The organism is Pseudoxanthomonas beigongshangi (assembly GCF_016820515.1).
In the GTDB taxonomy this organism is placed as follows: domain Bacteria; phylum Pseudomonadota; class Gammaproteobacteria; order Xanthomonadales; family Xanthomonadaceae; genus Pseudoxanthomonas_A; species Pseudoxanthomonas_A beigongshangi.
The window spans coordinates 20,319-39,063 of sequence record NZ_JADHDV010000030.1; the positions used below are offsets into that span (position 1 = coordinate 20,319).

22 protein-coding genes are annotated in these 18,745 nt (G+C 66.4%); 9 read left to right on the forward strand and 13 right to left on the reverse strand.

What is annotated here, in order from left to right:
* Positions 1–155 precede the first annotated feature (155 nt).
* Both IQ458_RS17230 and IQ458_RS17235 read right to left on the reverse strand, forming a co-directional pair.
* On the reverse strand, positions 156–896 hold the full coding sequence (locus IQ458_RS17230) for an anti-sigma factor family protein (RefSeq protein ID WP_203323579.1): 741 nt from the start codon (positions 894–896) through the stop codon (positions 156–158).
* Positions 893–1,402: an RNA polymerase sigma factor gene (locus IQ458_RS17235; RefSeq protein ID WP_183645060.1), complete on the reverse strand. Its 510-nt coding sequence runs from the start codon at positions 1,400–1,402 to the stop codon at positions 893–895. Before IQ458_RS17235 ends, IQ458_RS17230 begins: the two co-directional genes overlap by 4 nt.
* 137 nt (positions 1,403–1,539) lie before the next feature.
* On the opposite strand from IQ458_RS17235, the gene IQ458_RS17240 reads away from it, so the two are divergent.
* Entirely contained in the window at positions 1,540–2,637 is a 1,098-nt protein-coding gene (locus tag IQ458_RS17240; protein WP_203323580.1) for a catalase family peroxidase, read from the forward strand.
* Entirely contained in the window at positions 2,634–3,197 is a 564-nt protein-coding gene (locus tag IQ458_RS17245; RefSeq protein ID WP_203323581.1) for a cytochrome b, read from the forward strand. Before IQ458_RS17240 ends, IQ458_RS17245 begins: the two co-directional genes overlap by 4 nt.
* 36 nt (positions 3,198–3,233) lie before the next feature.
* Here the strand turns inward: IQ458_RS17245 and IQ458_RS17250 are convergent, their stop codons facing one another.
* The 4 genes from IQ458_RS17250 to IQ458_RS17265 all read right to left on the reverse strand — a co-directional run bounded on the left by IQ458_RS17250 (position 3,234) and on the right by IQ458_RS17265 (position 5,721).
* A complete protein-coding gene (locus IQ458_RS17250) occupies positions 3,234–3,743 on the reverse strand; it encodes a hypothetical protein (protein ID WP_203323582.1) in 510 nt (169 codons plus the stop codon).
* The gene (locus IQ458_RS17255; RefSeq protein WP_203323583.1) at positions 3,688–4,098 is read right to left on the reverse strand and encodes a hypothetical protein; all 411 of its coding nucleotides are present in this window, start codon (positions 4,096–4,098) and stop codon (positions 3,688–3,690) included. The genes IQ458_RS17250 and IQ458_RS17255 overlap by 56 nt, the downstream gene beginning before the upstream one ends.
* Positions 4,091–4,765, reverse strand: a complete 675-nt coding sequence (locus IQ458_RS17260; protein WP_203323584.1) for a hypothetical protein — start codon at positions 4,763–4,765, stop codon at positions 4,091–4,093. Before IQ458_RS17260 ends, IQ458_RS17255 begins: the two co-directional genes overlap by 8 nt.
* A 113-nt stretch (positions 4,766–4,878) precedes the next feature.
* Positions 4,879–5,721: an N-acyl homoserine lactonase family protein gene (locus IQ458_RS17265; protein WP_203323585.1), complete on the reverse strand. Its 843-nt coding sequence runs from the start codon at positions 5,719–5,721 to the stop codon at positions 4,879–4,881.
* 273 nt (positions 5,722–5,994) lie between these two features.
* Here IQ458_RS17265 and IQ458_RS17270 point away from each other — a divergent pair, with 273 nt between their 5' ends.
* The 4 genes from IQ458_RS17270 (at position 5,995) to IQ458_RS17285 (ending at position 7,899) form a co-directional block, all read left to right on the forward strand.
* Positions 5,995–6,735 carry an RNA polymerase sigma factor gene (locus IQ458_RS17270; protein ID WP_203323586.1) on the forward strand — a complete coding sequence of 247 codons (741 nt, stop codon included), beginning with the start codon at positions 5,995–5,997 and terminating at the stop codon, positions 6,733–6,735.
* A gap of 12 nt (positions 6,736–6,747) precedes the next feature.
* On the forward strand, positions 6,748–7,092 hold the full coding sequence (locus tag IQ458_RS17275; protein WP_192199205.1) for a hypothetical protein: 345 nt from the start codon (positions 6,748–6,750) through the stop codon (positions 7,090–7,092).
* The gene (locus IQ458_RS17280) at positions 7,089–7,562 is read left to right on the forward strand and encodes a DUF2231 domain-containing protein (protein ID WP_203323587.1); all 474 of its coding nucleotides are present in this window, start codon (positions 7,089–7,091) and stop codon (positions 7,560–7,562) included. The genes IQ458_RS17275 and IQ458_RS17280 overlap by 4 nt, the downstream gene beginning before the upstream one ends.
* A gap of 73 nt (positions 7,563–7,635) precedes the next feature.
* Positions 7,636–7,899, forward strand: a complete 264-nt coding sequence (locus tag IQ458_RS17285) for a DUF6522 family protein (protein ID WP_203323588.1) — start codon at positions 7,636–7,638, stop codon at positions 7,897–7,899.
* Between the two features lie 45 nt (positions 7,900–7,944).
* Here the strand turns inward: IQ458_RS17285 and IQ458_RS17290 are convergent, their stop codons facing one another.
* A complete protein-coding gene (locus IQ458_RS17290) occupies positions 7,945–11,049 on the reverse strand; it encodes a TonB-dependent receptor (protein WP_203323589.1) in 3,105 nt (1,034 codons plus the stop codon).
* A gap of 478 nt (positions 11,050–11,527) precedes the next feature.
* Here IQ458_RS17290 and IQ458_RS17295 point away from each other — a divergent pair, with 478 nt between their 5' ends.
* On the forward strand, positions 11,528–12,397 hold the full coding sequence (locus tag IQ458_RS17295) for a helix-turn-helix transcriptional regulator (RefSeq protein WP_203323590.1): 870 nt from the start codon (positions 11,528–11,530) through the stop codon (positions 12,395–12,397).
* A 43-nt stretch (positions 12,398–12,440) separates the two neighbouring features.
* Complete coding sequence (locus IQ458_RS17300) at positions 12,441–12,944, forward strand: hypothetical protein (protein ID WP_203323591.1); 504 nt, start codon at positions 12,441–12,443, stop codon at positions 12,942–12,944.
* A gap of 10 nt (positions 12,945–12,954) precedes the next feature.
* Here IQ458_RS17300 and IQ458_RS17305 read toward each other — a convergent pair whose 3' ends face one another.
* Positions 12,955–13,446 carry a hypothetical protein gene (locus IQ458_RS17305; RefSeq protein ID WP_203323592.1) on the reverse strand — a complete coding sequence of 164 codons (492 nt, stop codon included), beginning with the start codon at positions 13,444–13,446 and terminating at the stop codon, positions 12,955–12,957.
* Positions 13,447–13,548: 102 nt separating this feature from the next.
* Between IQ458_RS17305 and pdxR the strand changes: the two genes are divergently transcribed.
* Positions 13,549–15,000: a MocR-like pyridoxine biosynthesis transcription factor PdxR gene (gene pdxR, locus IQ458_RS17310; protein ID WP_203323593.1), complete on the forward strand. Its 1,452-nt coding sequence runs from the start codon at positions 13,549–13,551 to the stop codon at positions 14,998–15,000.
* Positions 15,001–15,113: 113 nt separating this feature from the next.
* On the opposite strand, the gene IQ458_RS17315 is transcribed toward pdxR, so the two are convergent.
* From IQ458_RS17315 to IQ458_RS17335, 5 genes are all read right to left on the reverse strand, one after another.
* On the reverse strand, positions 15,114–16,217 hold the full coding sequence (locus IQ458_RS17315; protein WP_203323594.1) for a hypothetical protein: 1,104 nt from the start codon (positions 16,215–16,217) through the stop codon (positions 15,114–15,116).
* A gap of 113 nt (positions 16,218–16,330) precedes the next feature.
* The gene (locus tag IQ458_RS17320) at positions 16,331–16,528 is read right to left on the reverse strand and encodes a hypothetical protein (protein WP_203323595.1); all 198 of its coding nucleotides are present in this window, start codon (positions 16,526–16,528) and stop codon (positions 16,331–16,333) included.
* Positions 16,529–16,562: 34 nt separating this feature from the next.
* Entirely contained in the window at positions 16,563–17,342 is a 780-nt protein-coding gene (locus IQ458_RS17325; RefSeq protein WP_203323596.1) for a hypothetical protein, read from the reverse strand.
* Between the two features lie 77 nt (positions 17,343–17,419).
* Positions 17,420–17,761 carry a hypothetical protein gene (locus IQ458_RS17330; RefSeq protein ID WP_203323597.1) on the reverse strand — a complete coding sequence of 114 codons (342 nt, stop codon included), beginning with the start codon at positions 17,759–17,761 and terminating at the stop codon, positions 17,420–17,422.
* Between the two features lie 53 nt (positions 17,762–17,814).
* Positions 17,815–18,477: a CPBP family intramembrane glutamic endopeptidase gene (locus tag IQ458_RS17335; RefSeq protein WP_203323598.1), complete on the reverse strand. Its 663-nt coding sequence runs from the start codon at positions 18,475–18,477 to the stop codon at positions 17,815–17,817.
* Positions 18,478–18,745: the final 268 nt, after the last annotated feature.

Consider the following 18,745-nt stretch of genomic DNA (forward strand, 5'->3'; position numbering starts at 1 on the left):
AAATCCCCCGTCACCCGCTTCGCGGCTGCCCGCCCCCTTCTCCGAAGGGGGCTGAAGAGCCAGTGCCCTCCACTACGATGCAGCTTTTTTCCTCCCCCTTTAAAAAAGGGGGATTGAGGGGGATTTGCCTTTGACGCAGGCCCCCAACCCAAACTTCACCCACCCCGCAACAACGGCGCAATCTCGCGCATCCGCAACTGCGTGGCCGGACCCACGAGCGCGAACGCGGTTTCGCCTTCGGCCCAGTACTGCGCCAGCAGGCGGCCGTCGCGGCGCTCGCCGGTGACGTTGCGCGGTGTGCGTGGACGCAGGTACAGGCCGATGCGCGCACCGTCCCCATCTTCGTAGACCAGCATCGCCGCGGCGCCTTCCGACGTGGACAGCAGCCGGCCTGCACGCAGGCGGAAGCCCTGCGTACGCAAATCCGGCACCTCGCCGGCCGGGCCAAAATGCGTGCGCAGCCATCCCTGCAATGCATCCGGTGCGATCTCGCCCGTCATCGCATCGCCATCGCCGGCAAACAGGCGATACGCCGCCACCGCATCGGCCATCGGCAACTGTTCGCTGGCCAACCGCGCATCGCGCCACTGCCAGCCCGCCATGCCACCCACGCCCAACGCCAGCAGGCAACTGGCGGCCATGCCCAGCCGCGCGCGTCGCCGGCGGCGCAGACCGGCACGCAACCGATGCGGCTGGAGCGCCGGTGGAACCGATGCCTCCAGATCGCGCGCCCAACCTGCGCGCAGCGTCTCGGCGTCGCGCTTCCACGCATCGATTCTGGCCTCCTGCCCGGGATGCTCGCGCAGCCATTGCCGCACCGCCTCGTGCCGTTCCGGCGCCAGCCGCCCATCGATATAGGCGTGCAGTTCCTCTTCGCTGGGAGACCATCGATTCATTTGAGTACCCTCAGGGTGCGCGCCGCCGGCGCGTCTTCATCGGTCAGCGTGCGCAACCTTTCGCGCGCGCGTGACAGCCGCGACATCACCGTGCCCACTGGCAGGCCGAGCATGTCCGCCGCCTCGCGATAGCTGAAACCTTCCACGCTGACCAGCAGCAACAGTGCACGGTGATCCGGTGGCAGGCGCGCGAACGCGGCCAGCACCGACCGTCCCTCGTGGATGCGTTCGGGCGAAGGCGCCATCTCGACCGGCTCGGCGCCAAACAGCTCCAGCGCCCGCTGCCAGCGCCGCGCGCGCCGATGCTCGGTGACGAACTGGCGGTAGACGATCGCGAACAGCCATGCCTGCAACGCCTCCTCGTCCCGGCGCGAATCCCAGCGCCGCAACGCCCGTTCCAGCGCCGCCTGCACGATGTCGTCCGCGCCATCGCCGGCCAGCGAGCGCGCGAAGCGCCGCAGCCGGGGCAGGAGCGCGCTCAGGCGCGGGTCGTCGGAAGCATCCATCGTCATCGTTTCGGAACGGGTCGTGGGGTAAGACGCACCCGAGGCCCGGATTATTCCATCCGTCTCCGGAAAAAGATTCGGGAATAAATCCGCCGCCAGCGGCGTCTGATCCCCAGTCCCGTCACCAGGAGCCCGCCGTGCAAAGTCCTTCCCCGCCGCCTCCCCGGGCCAATGCCCGTCGTTGGTGGCCGCTGCTGGCCATCGGCGCGATCGCCGCGGCGTTGGCCGCCGCGTTCGCCTGGACCGCCGGCTGGCTGGGCGGCGCCTCCCGCCTGACCGCGTCCGCGATGACCAACGCCATCGAAGCCGGCGGCCCGTCGCATCCCGGCTTCCGCCGCGCCCACGCCAAAGGTGTGTGCGTGACCGGTGTGTTCCGCAGTTCCGGCCAGGCCGCCGCGCTGTCGTCGGCGCGGGTGTTCCGCCAGGCGGATACGCCGGTGCTGGGCCGCATGTCGATCGGCGGCGGCGACCCGCACGGCGCCGACGCGCAGGCGCGCGTGCGCAGCATGGCGCTGCTGCTGCGCACCGACGACGGCCAGCAATGGCGTACCGCGATGAACAGCTTCCCGTTCTTCGTGGTCGCCACGCCGGAAGGCTTTCACGCGCAGACGCTTGCCTCGCGGCCGGACCCGGCCACCGGCAAACCGGATCCCGCGCGCATGGCCGCCTTCGCCGAACGCTACCCGGAAGCACGCAGGTTCCAGGCCTGGGCCAAGTCGGCGCCATGGTCGAACAGCTGGGGCAACACCCAGTACAACGGCGTCAATGCTTTCCGCTTCATCGCCGAAGACGGCAGTGAACACGCGGTGCGCTGGTCGATGCGCCCGCATCTTCCGTTCGCGCCATTGAGTCCGGAACAGCGCAAGCAGGCCGATGCCGATTTCCTCGCCGAGGACCTCTCCCGACGACTCGCGCAAGGACCGCTGCAATGGGATCTCGTGCTGACGCTCGCCGAACCCGGCGACCCGGTGAACGATCCCTCGCAGCCCTGGCCCGAAAACCGGCGGCAGGTCGTCGCCGGCACCCTTTCGCTGACCGCCGCCCAGCCGCAGGCCACCGGCGCCTGCCGCGACATCAACTACGACCCGCTGATCCTGCCGACCGGCATCCGCGGCTCGGACGATCCGATCCTGGCCGCGCGTTCGGCGGTGTATTCGCAATCGTTCAATCGCCGCGAACGCGAAATCGGCCGTGGTCATGCGCCCGAAGCCGCCGGCAAGGGAGGTACCCGATGAACCGCCCCGCTTCCTTCGACCGCGTCGCGCGCCTCCTGCACTGGACCATGGCGCTGATGATCCTGGCGATGCTGTTCATCGGCGTGGCGATGGTCGCCTCGGTTTCGCAGCGGCCCTGGCTGATCGCCCTGCACCGTCCGCTCGGCGCGGCGATCCTGCTGCTGGCGATCTGGCGATTGATCCACCGCCTGCGTCACCGCCCGCCGCCGCTGCCGGCGGATCTGCCGCGCTGGCAGGCCATGGCCGCACTCGCCTCGCACTGGCTGCTGTACGCGCTGATGCTGGCGATGCCGCTGGTCGGTTGGGCCATGCTGTCGGCGGGCCACTATCCGATCGTGCTGTTCGGCGGCGTGCAGTTGCCGCCGTTGCTGGCGCCGGATCCCGCCGTCTATGCCTGGCTGCGCGATGCGCACGGCTGGGGCGCCCGCCTGCTGTTCGCCACCGTCCTGCTGCACCTGTCGGCCGCGCTGTATCACGCCTGGGTGCGGCGCGACGGCGTGTTCGCGAGCATGGCGGGAACGCGCAAACAAGCTCCGGCCGAACCGGGCGGCGACAGGTGATGCAACCTCATGGAGGCGGCGAAACGCCGCCTCCCCTCAGGGCCGGACCTTCTTCCATTCCTCGAATTCGACCCGCTTTCCGTCCTTCCACCGCTCCAATCGCCAGACGTCGCCTTCCACTCGATAGCGGAACGAGTACACGCCACTGTCCTCCGCAGGAAAGGAGCGCTGCATCAGCGTTTCGGTGTACTGGCCCTCTTCAGCCGCGTACCGGCCAGCCCCACCCGCCCAGAACTTGTCACCGGACTGCATGGTGAAGGAAAACCGGCCATCGGCCAGCACCTTCTGCCCGTTGAACTTCATCTCCGCATAGCTCTTCGTCTGCCCGTCCGCGGTGACGTACTCGCCGCCCTGGAGTTCCCAGGCGCCTTCGAGGGACTTGTCGGCGGCGTGCGCGGGGGTGATGGCGAGCAGGATGGTTACGAAGAAAACACATGCCGCCGTAATCTTGTCTGCCATTTTCATCAAACCTTGGAAGAATGGAAGTTCGTCAAGACGCTCCGAATGCGCGCTGCATACCCGCACGATCGCCTTGCAGCGCAGCACGCATGCGCTCCTCGGTCAGCGGCCTGACGATCCATTTCAGATCCAAACCACCCCATCGATTGGTCAGCGACGGAACCACCAGAAAATAGGAGGGGCCTGGTCCGACGCAGTACCAGAAAGCATCCGACGGCTGCGCGCCGACCTGGCGCCCCTCCCACATGGCACTCATGTACTTCTGCCGCTTGCTGACCACTGTCACGCGTTCTCCACTGACGCGGCCTTCAGGAGTATCAAACTCCAGTGCGGAAAACGACTCTTCCAGCAAGCGCTTGGCCTGCGCACGTCTTCGGATGGCAGCCCAGATGGCCAGTGCAACCATTGCCAGAAGCAGCACGGTTCCCCAGGAATCAGTCATGCCTCCCTCCTTTCCTCTCGATGGCGTTGGTCAGCAGTGTGTCGTAAAGATCCACACGGATTTTCATCAGTGCGCCAGCAGTGGAAATCAAATACAGCAGTACGACAAACGCCCCCAACATGGCCAGCCATCCAGGAATGGCGAGAAGGCTTTTCTGGTTCATCAGCAACAGGAACAGCGCCGCAGCAACCGGCAGAAAACCCAGTCGGGAGAAGCCTCCGGAAAGCAGCCCCAATTTCGTATCCAGTTGCTGCCGCCACAGAGATGTCATGCGTCGATGCTCAACCAGCTGGCTCTTGGGAAAAGTAACCAGCCAGTCCGTCAGTTCACGAAAGTGATCGACATCGTAGTCCAGTTGCGCGGCTTGCTCGCTCTTCCAGTTCCTGACGCTTCGAAGGACCACCCACAACGAACGCAGGATGAAGGGCGCCCAACCGGCAATCGCCGTGCAGGTTCCCGCCTGCGCCAGATACACCATCCACATCTGCGGACGGATGAACTGTACCAGCACCGAGGGGGTCAGCCCGACAATAACGCCGACGCTACCCAGCACATTCAGCCACAACACCCAACGAGGGGTGTTGAGAACCGCAGCGGGTCCGTCGGGAACTGCCGCCAGACGTCGTTCCATTGCTGCCAGCGAAAAGTTCCCGGTCGATTCGGCCATCCTGCCTCTCCCCGTTTCCTCAACGCATTATGCCGCTAGGCACTGGGGGGTCAAATCAAGCTACAAGGAGCGGTTTCCAGGCAGCTCTTCTACGGAAGCACAGAGTCACGCCCCTACTCCGCCGCCTCCGGGAACATCGGCAACTTCCCCACATCCGCTTCCTCGTGCTGGATGATCAGCGTCGCCTTGAGGTTCCTCGCAAGACTGGCGAAGCGATCCATCGAAGCCAGCGACTGCGCGCGATCGGTATTGAACGATGGCACGCCACGGGTATCGAGGTTCTCGTGCAAATGCACCACATCGCCGGACAGCAGCACCGGGCCACGCCTGGGCAGGTTCACCAGCAGGCCGTGGTGGCCCGGCGTGTGTCCGGGCAGATCCAGCATCACCACGCTGCCGTCGCCGAACACATCCAGATCCCCGCGCACCTTCTCCACCTTCGCGTCCTTGCCCAGCCACGGCGCGAACCGCCTGGTCCGCTCCTCATGGCCCGGCGTGCCCAATACCGCGTAGTCGCCCGCGCCGATCAGCAGCGTAGCCTGCGGAAACTCCGCCGCCTGGCCGATGTGATCGAAGTGGTAGTGGCTGATGCCCACCTTCGTTATCTGCGCCGGCTTCACCTCAATCTGCGCCAGCTGGTCCACCACGGTTCTTGCCAGCGCGGTGGAATCCTCCTTGCCCTGCGTCAACGGCTTGCCCAGATACTCGCGCGACAAGCCGGTATCCCACAGCAGGTAGTCGTTGCCGTGGCGGATCAGGTAGCAGCTGCCGACGAACAGCTTGCTCTGTCCCACGTAGGCGCGGGTATCGGACATCTCGTCCAGGTTGTAGGTCCACAGCTGCCCGCAATCCAGCCGCCACAGGCGCAGCTCGACCGGAGCCGAAGGTTCGGCGGCAGCCAGAGGCAACGACAACGCGAACAGCGCGAAAGCGAACCGGCGGAGACGTGCGTTCACGAGGCCTCTCGAGCAGGGAGTGCGATGGCGCGCAGTATGCCTTGGCACGGGGGATTTCCGTCGCAGCCCCGGGTCAGGTGCCGGCGGAAGATGTACTGCAGCGACGCCGCTGCCGTACCGGCTCTTTCGGTGGGCGGAACGCCTCTCCGCGACCCGACCTCCCTCCACACTCCCATCCGGTCCCTAGGCGCAGAATGCCGCTGGCTTCCTGGCGCCCGTGCCGCGGGAACCTCGCCGCCCCTGCCGCATCCGATGGGTAAGAGAGGAGATCGCATGAGCCCTGTTCATACGCCACTGGCCGTGGACTATGCCGCCCTGGACGATGCCGCCCTGGTCGCCCTGGTCCAGCGTGGCGACCGCGACGCGTTCCGCCAGGTCATGCGGCGCTGCAACCAGCGCCTGTTCCGGGTCGCGCGCGGCGTGGTCAACGACGACGCCGAAGCCGAGGACGTAGTCCAGGAGGCCTATGTGCACGCGTACGAGAAGATTGAGGGTTTCCGTGGCGAGGCTTCGCTGCTCACCTGGCTGACCCGCATCGTGCTCAACGCCGCCTATGGACGCCTGCGCCAGCGCCGCGCGACGGTGGGCGTGGAACAGATCGAGGCCGCGCAGCACGACGAGCGGGTGGTGGCGTTCCCTTCCCGCTTTGGCCACGAGGATCCCGCCGCGGCCGCCACCCGCGCGCAGATCCGCGTCCTGGTCGAGCGCGCCATCGACGGGCTGCCCGAACCATTCCGCATCGTGTTCGTCCTGCGCGAAATCGAGGAGTGCACGGTCGAGGAAACCGCCGCCGCGCTCGACCTGCGCGAGGAAACCGTGAAGACCCGGTTGCATCGCGCCCGCCGGCAACTGCGGGTGGCCCTGCGCGACACCCTGGCGACAACCCTCACCGATGCCTTTCCCTTCCTCGGTTCCCGCTGCGAACGCATGACCGACGAAGTGCTGAGGCGGCTGGATCCGTCACCGGCCGAACCTTCCCGCTCCCACCTGCCCGATAGCCCGCCCGCCATCTGAAGGGAGAACACCATGTTGATCACCGCCTTGATCGTCTTCGCCATCGCCGCCATGGGCGGCCTGTTCCTGGCCAGCCGCGTGCTGCGCGGGCATCTCGCCCCATGGGCGATCTCCATCCTGCACGCCCTGCTCGGCGCCAGCGGATTGATCCTGCTGATTCTCACCGTGGTCCAGGGCGACGCCTCCGCACGGGTCACCGCCGCCCTGGCCATCCTCATCCTCGCCGCGCTCGGCGGCTTTTTCCTGGCCTCGCTCCACCTGCGCGGCCGGGTTGCACCCAAGGCGGTGGTGTTCGTGCACGCCGGCGTCGCCGTCGCTGGTTTCCTCACCCTGTTGAGTGCCGTGCTGGCGGTATGAAACATCCGCTGCATCCCGCGCTGGTGCACTTCCCCATCGCCTGTTGGACATTGGCCACGCTCGCCGATGTCGGCGGCCGGTGGTGGGGCGAGCCGGCCTGGCAGTTCGCCGGCGGCCTGCTGCTGGTCGGCGCGATCAGCGCGCTCGCCACGATGGCGGCCGGATTCGTCGAACTGATGAAGATTCCCAACGACAGCCCCGCCCTGCGCGTGGCCAACCGCCATCTGCTGATGGCGCTGATAGCCTGGAGCAGTTACACCGCCAGTCTGATGCTGCGTGTGCACGGCAAGACCCTGCACCCGCCCGACACGCTCGCACTGGCCCTGAGCATGATCGGTTTCCTGGCCCTGTGCGTGACCGGATGGCTGGGCGGCAGCCTGGTCTACACGCATGGCGTGGGCGTGCAACGCGAGGGAAGCGATGAATCGCATGCGCGCGGACTCCCGCCATCGCACCACAAGCCCGGCTAGCCGCCGGCCTTGATGCAGGTCAAGACCCGCCACCTCGTCTCCGGGCGACAATGCGTCTCGCCCGGAGCCGACCATGACCACCCTGCCCCTGTCTTTCCAGCCCACCCGCAACAACACGCCCATCGAAGTGGACGCCACGGCGGTGGCGCGCGAACTGGGCCTGGACGTGGCGGTGTTCCGCCAATTGATGGACGCCGAAAAGATCACCGTGCTGTGCGAGCGCGGCACCGGCGAGGACGAGGGCACCTGGCGGGTCAGCTTCTATCACGCAGGCCATCGCGCCCGCTTCGTGGTGGATGCGCAGGGGCAGATTCTCGACACGCCCGCGGCGTCCTGAGAAGCACGGCCGTCCGAAGACGGCCATGCCCTGATCTTCGCCTGATCAGAAGTCGTACTGCACCATGAAGCGCACCGAGCGCGGAGTCTGGAACGAGAGCGGCAACAGATAGGTGTCCACCGGGATGCCGGTGGATCCGTCCTCGGCGCTCTCGCTGACCGAGGTGACCTTCTGCTCGTTGAACACGTTGAACACGTCCACCTTGAACTGCAATCCCTTCGCCCATGCCGGCGCGTAGCGCAGATTGAGGTCCAGCTGGCGCGTCCACGGCAGGCGTCCCTTGGTGCCGCGCGGAAACGCCTGCACCGGATTGGCCGGGTTGCCGTCCGGTCCCAGCGCCTGGCCGGCCTCGGTGGTGCCGCAACGCATGAACGACGAACCGTAGGGATGGAAGCCGGTCCTGCTCGGCCACGGCGCGTACACGCCGAAGCAGTTGAGCGGCCGTCCGGATTGCACCACCAGATTGGCGCCGATCGACCATTCCTCGTTGAACTCGTAGTTGCCGAACAGCTTCAGGCTGTGGCGGCGGTCGTTGGGCAGGTAACCGTAGGTATCCGTGGTCAGCTCGATGTAGTCGAAGTCCTGGGTGGTGTTGGTGTTCGCCTGGCCGATGTCGGACTTCACCCCGCCTTCGGTGTTGCCGCGGCTGCGGCCATAGGTGTACGAACCCTGGAAGAAGAAGTTGTCCCAGCTTCCATCCATGAACAGCTCGATGGCGCTGTACGACCGCTTCGCCTCCGGCGATAGACGCGAGCCTTCCACCCGCACGGGGGTGAGGTTGCCGTCGCCGTACAGATCGGTCAGGAACACCGCGTCCTTGCCCGGATTGAAGATGCGGCAATACGGGAATCCCGCGCCCGGCAGCGCCGCGGCGCGACCCTGCGCGTCGAGCCAGCCATCTTCTTCGTCCAGATGGAAACCGGCCGATTCCAGGATGGCGGTGTAGTCGCAGTTGTCGTCGATGGCCGCCTTCAGCTTGCGGTAGATGCCACGCACGCCAAGATTCAGGTGCTCGGTCAGTGCCGCCTGGAAGCCGAGGATGAACTCGTCCTGGTACATCGGGTCCAGGTCCTTGGCCGCGATGGTCCGCGGATTCTTCGGTTCGCCGAACTCGCCGTTGATGTAGGTCAGGTCGCCTTCCGGCGTCAATCCGACGGGCGCGCCGGTGATCGGATCGACATCGGTGAAGCGGAACTCCTGGCGGGTGAACACCGAGGCAGAGGCGCCGCGCGTGGCGACGTCGGCGGTCAGCGGCAGCGCATAGCGGCCGGCGTTGCCGAAGATCTTCAGGGTGGAATCGCCGTTGACGTCCCAGGAGAAGCCCAGGCGCGGTCCCAGCTGGTTGCTTACCTTCACGAAGCTGTTGCCGAAACCGTCGCGGTTGTCGAAGGTGTCCCAGCGCAGGCCCAGGTAGGCGATGAAGGTGTCCGTGACGTTCCAACTGTCCTGGAGGTAGAAGGCGCGCTGCTTGATTTCGTTGGACGAGCCCTGGTTGACGATCTGCTCGCGCACGACGTCGTATTCGTCGCCCGTCTCCGGCTGCCCATCCGTGCCGTTGTTGGTCGCATACCGCCAGGTCCGGCCGCCTTCGATCGACGTGCCGGCCACGGACTCGTAGTTGTCGATGTCGATGCCGAACTGCAGGCGGTGGGTCGCCAGCTGCCATTCCGCATCCACCCGGAACTGGTGGCGGGTGTCCTCGTTGTTGGCGCCCTGGATCGCGCCGCCGGTGATGTTGCAGGTGCTGACGTAGGGCAGGCCGCCATTGGTCAGATCGCGGCGGTACTGCGGACGCGCGTCCACGATCAACGGGCAGCCGCTGGCAGGCTGGTCGAGGTTGCCGCCGTAGCGCACATCCCGTCCGTCGGCGGTGCGCAGATGCTGGGCGCGCGAGGACTTGCCCAGGCCGGCCAGCGCCGACAGGGTGAAGTTGTCGGTCAGGTAGCCGGTGTACTTGAGGATGTAGTTGTCGCCGCCGGCCTCCTGGAAGTTGGTGCCGATCAGCGCCTGCCGATCCAGCCGGCCCACGGTATTTCCGTACACTGCGGTCTCGACTTCCCGCTTGTCCGAAATGCCGGTGAATTCCAGCAGGTGGCTGTCGGTGATCTGCCAGTCCAGCTTGACCACCCAGTTCGGCGTCTTGGTGACCGCGCTGGTATTGGTGCTGGCCACCACACTGTTCCAGGTATCGGCTTCCTCGCGTTCGTACTGGATCAGGCCGTAGGCGAACAGGCGATCCTGGATCAGCGCGCCGCTGGCCCAGACCGAGGCGGTGGCCTGCCATTCCTTGTCGCGCGAATTGTCTTCCTGCACCCGTCCCAGGCTGCCGGGCACCAGCGGATTGGAATAGTGGACGTTCTCGGTTTCCTCGCGCAGCGACTTGGGTTCGTAAAAGATGTTGGCGCCGGCATGGAACTCGTTGCTGCCGCGCTTGGTGATCTGGTTGAGCACACCGCCAAGCGAACGACCGAACTCGGCACCGTAGCCGCCGGTCTTGACCTGCTGTTCGGCAATCGCCTCGAACGGCACCTGGGTGAAGTTCAGTCCGCGAAAGGTGTTGGTGATGTTGAAGCCGTTGACGTAGTACTGGTTCTCGGCCACCGACGAACCGCCGAACGAGGCCAGGTTGCCGAACGCCGCATCGCCGCGCACCGTGCCCGGCGCCAGCAGCGCCACGCTGGTGGCATCGCGCGCCACCGGAATCCGCGCGATCTGTTCGGCGGTCAGGATGGTGGTGGACTCCACCGAGGACACGTCGATCGGATTGACCGCGCTGGACCCGACCACGGTGACCGCATCCAGCGTGGTCGCGCTTCCGCCGCCACTGGCGACGAGATCGGCGGTGGTCGCCGTGCCCACACTGACGCTGACCGTGCGGCTGGCGCCGCCGGCGGTGGTCACCGTGTACTGGCCGGTCGGCAGGGCCGAGAAGCGGTAGCTGCCGTCGCTGCCCACGGTCACGCTGCGACTGAAGCCGGTCGCCGGATTGGTGATGGTGACGGTTTCACCGGCGGTGGCGCGTCCGGTGATGGCGCCGGACGTATTCGATTGCGCATGCACGCCGCCGACAAAGCACACGCCCAGCGCGGTGCTCAGGGCGGTGCGTTTCAGTCCCCGGTAAAAGCGGTGCATGTTTCGGTTGATGCTCATGGTTCGCACTCTCTGGTTCTCCTGCAGATCAAGGATCACGACCACGCGCCGGGCGCGTGATGCGGCGAATCAGGTGCCGGTCTCCCCCACGCCTGACGCGAGGAGGCTAACGATTCGTTTACTTTCGGGATGTGCGGAAATTGAGTTTTGTGCCGCGTCCGTTGCCGGATGAGTCCGGTTCGGATCCGTCCGCTTTCGCGCACGTGCGCAACCGGCGCATACGATTTGCGCGACGACGGCACAACGCGCGTCGATGCAGGGCCGCAGTATTCAGGCCGCCGGAACCCCGCTCTCTCTGCTCCGGCCTGAAGGCCACGACCGCGATTCGTGGCCTTCTTTTTTCCCTTGCTTCGCGAGAAAGGGATTGGCCTCCTCGCCGGCCGCGCGATTGGCTCTCGGTGAAGCACGCGCCAGCTCCTAGGGTGTGGCCGTTGCCGGCGGGCATCCCCGCATGCGCCGGCACGGAGAGAGAATCGCCATGTTCGAACTCGTCCCGCACCGGCTGCGCCAGTTCGGCCAGCTGGATCTGCATCGTGAAACCGCGTACGGATTGCATGTCGTGCTGGCCCAGGGACGGGGCAGCGGACTCATCGTGCCCGCGCAATGGATGAGCCTGTGCTGGGCCATGCGTGGCGATCTCCGCCTGCAGTCCGGTGATCTGGAATGGCACCTCGGCGCGGGCCACGGCCAGGCCTGGGGCGATGGCGTGCTTCGCTGCCGCAGTTCCCGGCCGCAGGCCTGGCTGGTCGTCACCGGCGCGCGCCAGGCGTGGCCATGGATGCCGCATCGATACACCGGGGCCGGTCCGCTGCTGCCCTGGCAGGCGCGCGTGCCGCGCGGGCTGGCCCACGGATTGATCGCGCTGGCCGCCCCGGCCCGCGACCGCCCGCGTGAACCGGCGCAGGATGCCGCCTCCGTCGTGATGGAGAACATCGCGCACTGGCAATCGGATCTGCACGGCCTGCTTGCGCGCTGCGCGGGACGCACGCAGCCGCTGCGCCACCAGACCATGACCCGGCTGTTGCGTGTCCGCCATGCCATCCATTGCGACCCCGGCCAGCGCCTGGATCTGGACGCGCTTGCCCGGCTGGCCAACTACTCGCCCTGCCACCTGCTGCGCATGCATCGCCGGGTATTCGGCGAAACGCCCTTCGAATACGCGTCGCGCCTGCGGGACCGGCGCGCGCTGGAACTCATCCGCGGCACCGATCTGTCCATCCTAGACATCTCGCTGCGGCTGGGCTATGAAAACCAGAGCGCGTTCTGTCGTGCATTCAAGACCACGTTTGGCGCCACGCCCACGGGCATCCGCCGGCACGCCCTGTCGCGGTCTTCGCGGGCCGCCTGAAAGAAGCGACCCGTCCATACCATCCATCACAAGGGGAATTGCGATGCACCGCGAAGATTCACGCGTCTCGGGCTGGCCGCGCGTCGGCCTCGGCGCCCTGGTGGCGGGCATGGCCGATCTGGTGTTCGCGATGGGGTTCTGGTGGATCAGCCATGGCGTGCCGCCAATGCGCATCCTGCAATCCATCGCCGCCGGCTGGTACGGCGAAGCCAGTTTCACCGGCGGGGTGCAGACCGCCGGTGTCGGCGCGGTGTCCCACTTCGCGATCATGTTCCTGTTTGTCGCCGCCTACCGGCAGATGGCCACGCGCGTGACGCTGCTGCGGCAGCGTCCGTTCGCGATGGGCGCGGTCTACGGACTCTTCCTGTATCTGTTGATGAACTTCGTCGTGCTGCCGCTGTCGGCCGCCGGCATGGCGAGCTTCAAGGACGCTGGCTGGGTCGCCGCCAGCATCGCGATGCACGCGCTGATCGGCGTGCTGTGCGCACGCTATGCGCTCGCGCCAGGCGCGCCCGGCGATGCCGGACTGGCGCACGGCCGGGCCTGAACCCGGCCCCTCAATGCGCCTGGATGCGCGCCAGCAGCGCGGCGGGAATACCGACCAGCGACACGTACGCCGCCACGCAGATCGCATGCCACTGCCATGCGTGCGCGGCGGGCGTGGCCGCGCTGAAGTGCGGCACGAACACCAGGAAGATCAGCCCGTACATCGATGCGCCATACACCGCGCCCGCGCCGAACGGACGGCGCAACAGCACCGGCAAGCGCCGCGCCAGCAGCCGGTAGGCGCCCATCACGCCCGACAGCACGCCCGCGTACAGCACCGCGCCGAGCGCGACCGTACTCTCGCCGCCGGTGAAGGCCGCCGGCCCCAGCAGCCACGCGGCAATCGACTGGAAGATGCGGTCCGGCGCGACTCCGCGCGCGCCCCAGTAGGCCGCCGCCACCGCCAGATCCAGCATCGCCGCGGCGGTGCCGCCCATGACCGACCAGAACACCGCCGGCGGGACCGGCGGCAGCGGGTGGAACGCCTCGCTTCGACTGGCCATCACGGCCTCCCGATTGCCAATTTGGCCCTATCTGAAACAATGCGAATGGCTCCATCAAGGGCCAATCCACCCGGATCTAATAGGGCCATTGGGAGGAACCGGATGCTCACGCAACTGCAACTCGATGGAAACGGCCCCCTGCACGCGCAGCTGACCCGCGCGCTCAAGCAGGCGCTGGCGACCGGTCAGTTGCGCCAGGGCAGCCGGCTGCCGCCGACCCGCTTCATGTCCCAGCAGATGGGTGTATCGCGCAACACCGTGCTGGCGGCCTACGAGCAATTGCGCATCGAAGGCTACATCGATGGCCGGGTGGGTTCGGGCAGCTACGTGACCCTGCCCGCGCGGCCCGCGCCCGCGCCGGTGGAAACACCGCCGCTGCCGCCCCAGACCCGCTTCACCGCGCGCGCGCGCCAGGCCCACGATCAGGACAACCTGCCCGGCAAGCGCGTGCCCGGCGTGCGCTTCTCGTTCCAGTACGGCGCGCCCTACACGCACCCGGCCGTGACCACCGCCTGGTCGCGCGAACTCGGCCACGCCGCCCTGTACACCTCGCCCGGCTATCCGTGGGCGCAGGGCCTGCCGGAACTGCGCCAGGCCATCTGCGAATACGTGCTGCGGCGCGGCGTGGAAGCGCGCCCCGAGGACGTGGTGATCGTCGCCGGCACCCAGCAGGCGGTGTCGCTATGCGCGCGCGTGCTGTTCGATCCCGGCGATCCGGTCGCCATCGAGGAGCCGCAGTACTACGCCGCCCGGGTGATCCTGCAGGCCTACGGCGCACAGCTGCAGCCGGTGCCGGTGGACGACCAGGGCCTGATCGTCGAGGCCCTGCCCAAGACCGCGCCGCGCGTCATCTACACCACGCCCTCCCACCAGTTTCCGCAGGGCGGCACCCTGCCGCCGGAACGGCGCGCCGCGCTGCTGGAGTACGCCGCGCGCAACGAGTGCTGGATCATCGAGGACGACTACGATGGCGAAATCCGCTACGACGCCCGCTCCCTGCCCTCGCTCAAATCGCAGGACGAGCACGGCCGGGTGATCTACGTCGGCACGTTTTCCAAGACCCTGTTCCCGTCGCTGCGGCTGGGCTACCTGGTGGTGCCGCGCGGCTTGAGGCGGGACTTCATTTCCGCCAAATGGATGGAGGACTTCGGCGCCTCCGCCATCGATCAGGCCGCGCTGGCCGGCTTCATCACCTCCGGCGCCTGCGACCGCCACCTGCGCCGCTCGCTCATCGCGCTGCGCGAACGCCGCGACGCCCTGTTGAACGGCCTGCACCGGATGAACGAAGGCCGGTTGAGCTTCGTGGACTCGCAGGCCGGCATGCACATCCCGGTCTGGCTCAACCAGCGTGATCGCGAACAGGGCCGCCAGTTCGTCGACCGCGCCCGCCGCATGGGCCTGGGCCTGTACTCCATCGCCCCCTACTACCTCGACCCACCGGATCGCGCCGGCCTGATCCTCGGCTACGCCGGCCTGCCCGTCGGCGACATCGAACAGGCGCTGGACGTGCTGCGGCAGTGCCTGGACGCGGAGTACGGGCCGCGCAGGCATTGAGTGGAGTGCGGATTGCGTCGGACGCAATCTGCATTTTTTTTCCCGCAGTCTCGTCCGCCTGGTTAGCCAGTCATCCGTTCGAGCGCTTCCTCGTCCGCCGGTATTGCCGGCGGTCACGACTCCGCCACGAAATCCCCCGGCCCGGCGGGGGCATCAGGACGCTGCAAGGCAAATACGCAATCGAAGAAGGGGGCCATCTCCTCCCAGGGCACCTTCTGGTCGCGCGCCTTGACCAGCAGGCGTCCCACTTCGACCACATCTCCCGCTTCCTGATATCCGCGCATGAAGGCGGCACGTGAATCCGCGTCCGCATGCTTGCCGTGGTCCTGCTGGTTGTACGCGTGGAACTCCAGAATGTTGCCGGGCGCCGCGACCGACAGTCCCCGCACCGAGCACTGCCGGATTCCGCTGCTGTCCTCCCGGTCCACATGGCCTTCCGCATAGCTGTCCTGCAGCGTATGCAGCAGCGAGCCGAATGCCACGTCGTCCACATAGCGGCGCAGCCCCCCGCTGGCACCCTGCGTATACAGATCCAGCAGGCGCCATTCCCCGCGTCCATAGCCTTCCTGGATGGTCGGAATCTGGATCTCCTTCAGGCGCTTTTCCAGGTCGTATTCACCGCGCGCCGCGCGCCAGGTGAACTCGAACCAGCCCATCAGCCGCGCCTTGGTCTGTGCGGCGGGTTCGCCGTTCCGGCTCGCCATCGCATGCAGGTACTGGAGATCGCCAAAGTGGGAGCGATACAGCATCGCATCGCCCGGACCGTACACCTTGCCGGCGGCCGCGCCCTTGTTGGCATCCAGGAACAGACCTACCCAGCAACTCGGCTGGGTCTCGAAGCGGATGGTCTCCCTCGTCTTGCAACTAATCCCGCGTGCCTGCTGGAGCGACATTCGGAAAGGCGGATCATCATTCCAGCGGATCCCCGCCAGCACGGGAACAGGCGCTGCGGTCGCCGCGCTTCCGCTGCAGATGTCGCCATTGCAGCCATAGATGCGGTTGGTGATCTCCTCGTGGACCGGCTCGGTGAAGGCGGATACCGACAGCCGCGCCAGCATCCTCTCCACGCTCGCCATCGTGCCGGAAGTGATTCCCGCCAGCCGCCGTTCTTCCGCGGTCGATTGCGTTGCCAGCTTGTGCGCCAGTGCAGGCCCGATGACCGCGACCGCCAGTGCCGCCACCAGGGACCGCTTGATGTTCACACCATGCTTCGCCATACCACACCTCCTCCCTTTCTGATGTGCCCGCGTTTGATTGCCTCGGAATGAGGGTCCGTACTACGTCGAACCGCGTTCCAAAATCCATGCATTTGGCCCGCGCCCCGTCTCCTTTACCGCTGGAGCTGGCGCACGCTGCTTACGATCAGGCAGGCGCCCATCACGATCATGGCGCTGATGATGAACATCGCCAGGCCATCCCCATAGGCCACGTTGCGCAGGACGATTACCCACTCTCCTTCCCGGTAGCAGCGCTCCAGCGCATGCAGCCCACTGCCCAGCAGGAAAACCCCGCTGACCAGCAGAATCATCTGGGTTCCCCTGCCGATGTGGCCCATGACGCCTTCAGTCCTTGTCCATCGCGTGGATGGTCTTGCCGTCCAACTTCCACATGACACCATTAGGCTGCGTCATCACATAGAACGTCTTCTTGGCCCATAGGCTCCAGAAGACGTGGATTTCGGTGGGCTCCGGATCCAGCAGATGCGTGATCATGAGTCCCACTGCCTTGGGATCATCCTTCAGCACAATGCAGCTGCGGCTGTATCCACGCTGCGAGACGATTTTTCCATCCTTCACGCTCACCCGCTGGGCGCCGCCGACCGGTAGATCCTCGTACGTGGTCGTGCCAGGAATCAGGTAGACCGTCCATCCGCTGGTGTCGTCGGTTGCCGGCAGCGTAATGGTGTTATAGCGCTCGCCGCACCGTTCGAAGCTCGCGTCCTTCGCCACTGCGCGTGCGGCGGCGGCCCCGGCCTCATAAGCACTCAACGGCTCCGGAGTGGCCAGTGCGTTGACCGGACCGGCCACGCCCGCATCGGATACCGTGACCCGGTAAAGCGCTTCGGGTGTCCGGTCCACGAAAACAACGGCAATTCCGTCTTCCGTTTCCTGCGTTATCCAGCCAGCGACAAGGGATTTCGGCGAGTTCTTCCAGAAAGCCACCAACGCATCGGTCGCGAGCCAGGCCGCCTGGTCGTGCCGGTACAACACCTCGCCGGTCGTCGAAGCCGACTGCAAGGCCGCGGATCGTTCGGCGGGCGTCAGGGGCTTGAACGCAGGCTCATCGGCGGATGCCGTCAGGCTTGCCAGCGCCAGCAGAATGACAAACAGGTTATGCCGCATGTGATCTCCCTTTCAAACGCGTCCGGTTCGATATCCCCACGGAAACACACCGTCTTCCAGCAACCGGCCAAGCGGTCTCAGAAACCGATTTTCGTGCTCACCGAAACCGAATGGTCCGGTTGCACCACCACGCTGACGCTATACGGGCCGGTCCCCTCGAAATATCCCTGCTCCGGCAAGGCAAACCCGCGCTCCCTTGCCCGGAAGGATACGGCGATTCCGGACTCTCCGCGCGGGTCCACCCGGACCGTGCGGATCTCCCCCGGCGCCAGCACGGGCGCGACCGGTACTGAGAAGCCGGCACCGGAAACCCGGACGTCATGCAGCGGGGTCTGCGACCGGTTGATGATCTGGACCGGCGTACCCGCCGAGCAAGCGCTCAGCAAGAGGAACAGGAGTGCGGCGCAGCCTCGTTTCATGAGCGTTCCGTCAGAAGATCCGGCAGGTCCATCGGTCCCCATCCATCCAGCCCTCACCCGATTCCGAACCCCAGCAACGCCACCAGATCCATCAACCCGTGAGCGATGATCACCGGCCAGAGCCGGCCCTTGCGGGCGAACCACCAACCCAGGATCAGGCCGACCACCGCCACGCCCAACGCGCCGATGGCGCCCTGGTACAGATGGTAGGACACGCGGATGGCGACGCTGGCGTTCACCGGGAACGCGATGCTTCGGGTGCGCTCCAACGCGCGTATCACATAGCCGCAGACAAACACTTCCTCGAAGATCGGATTGACAATCGACACCGCCACGATGGCTGCCACCGACAACGGTGCGCCTTCCATCCGCGTCCACAACGGGCCCATTCCGTCCGCCATCAGGGCCAGGCCCGTCATCAACAGTGAAGCCGCGATGATGCATGCGAGGAACAGCGCGCATCCCACGCCCACATCCCGCCAGGTGAATCCCAGCCCCAGCGCTTCCGGCCGCCAGCCGCGCCACCACAGCAGCGGCGCCAGCAGTGAAAACAGCACGAGTTCGGTCAGGATCAACCCGATCATGCTGGCATCGCTGAACGCCAGATCGTCCGAGGGGTGCGCGAACCACGCCGCCCACACGCTGCCGGCAATGAAGTAGCCGAAGGCCACGGTCACCACCACCCAGAATTCGATCCGTCGAGACAATGCCGTCATGTGTCCTTTTTTCCTTTCTGGCGATGCGGCTCCCCTCCGGGCGCGGCGGCGCGTACTCCCCCAATCCGCCGGCGGATGCGGCTCGATGATACCCGAGGAACCGGATACGTCTGACAGTTCCGCGCGATTCAGTCACAAGGCAAGGGTGGACGGATCGCGGAGAAACGCGAACTGAATTCGCGCGAAAGTCAATCAGAAATGCGGACGAAAACGATGTCCTGTCAAACCCACAAATGTGGGAAGTGGTACGCCCCCGCTTTCGTAGACG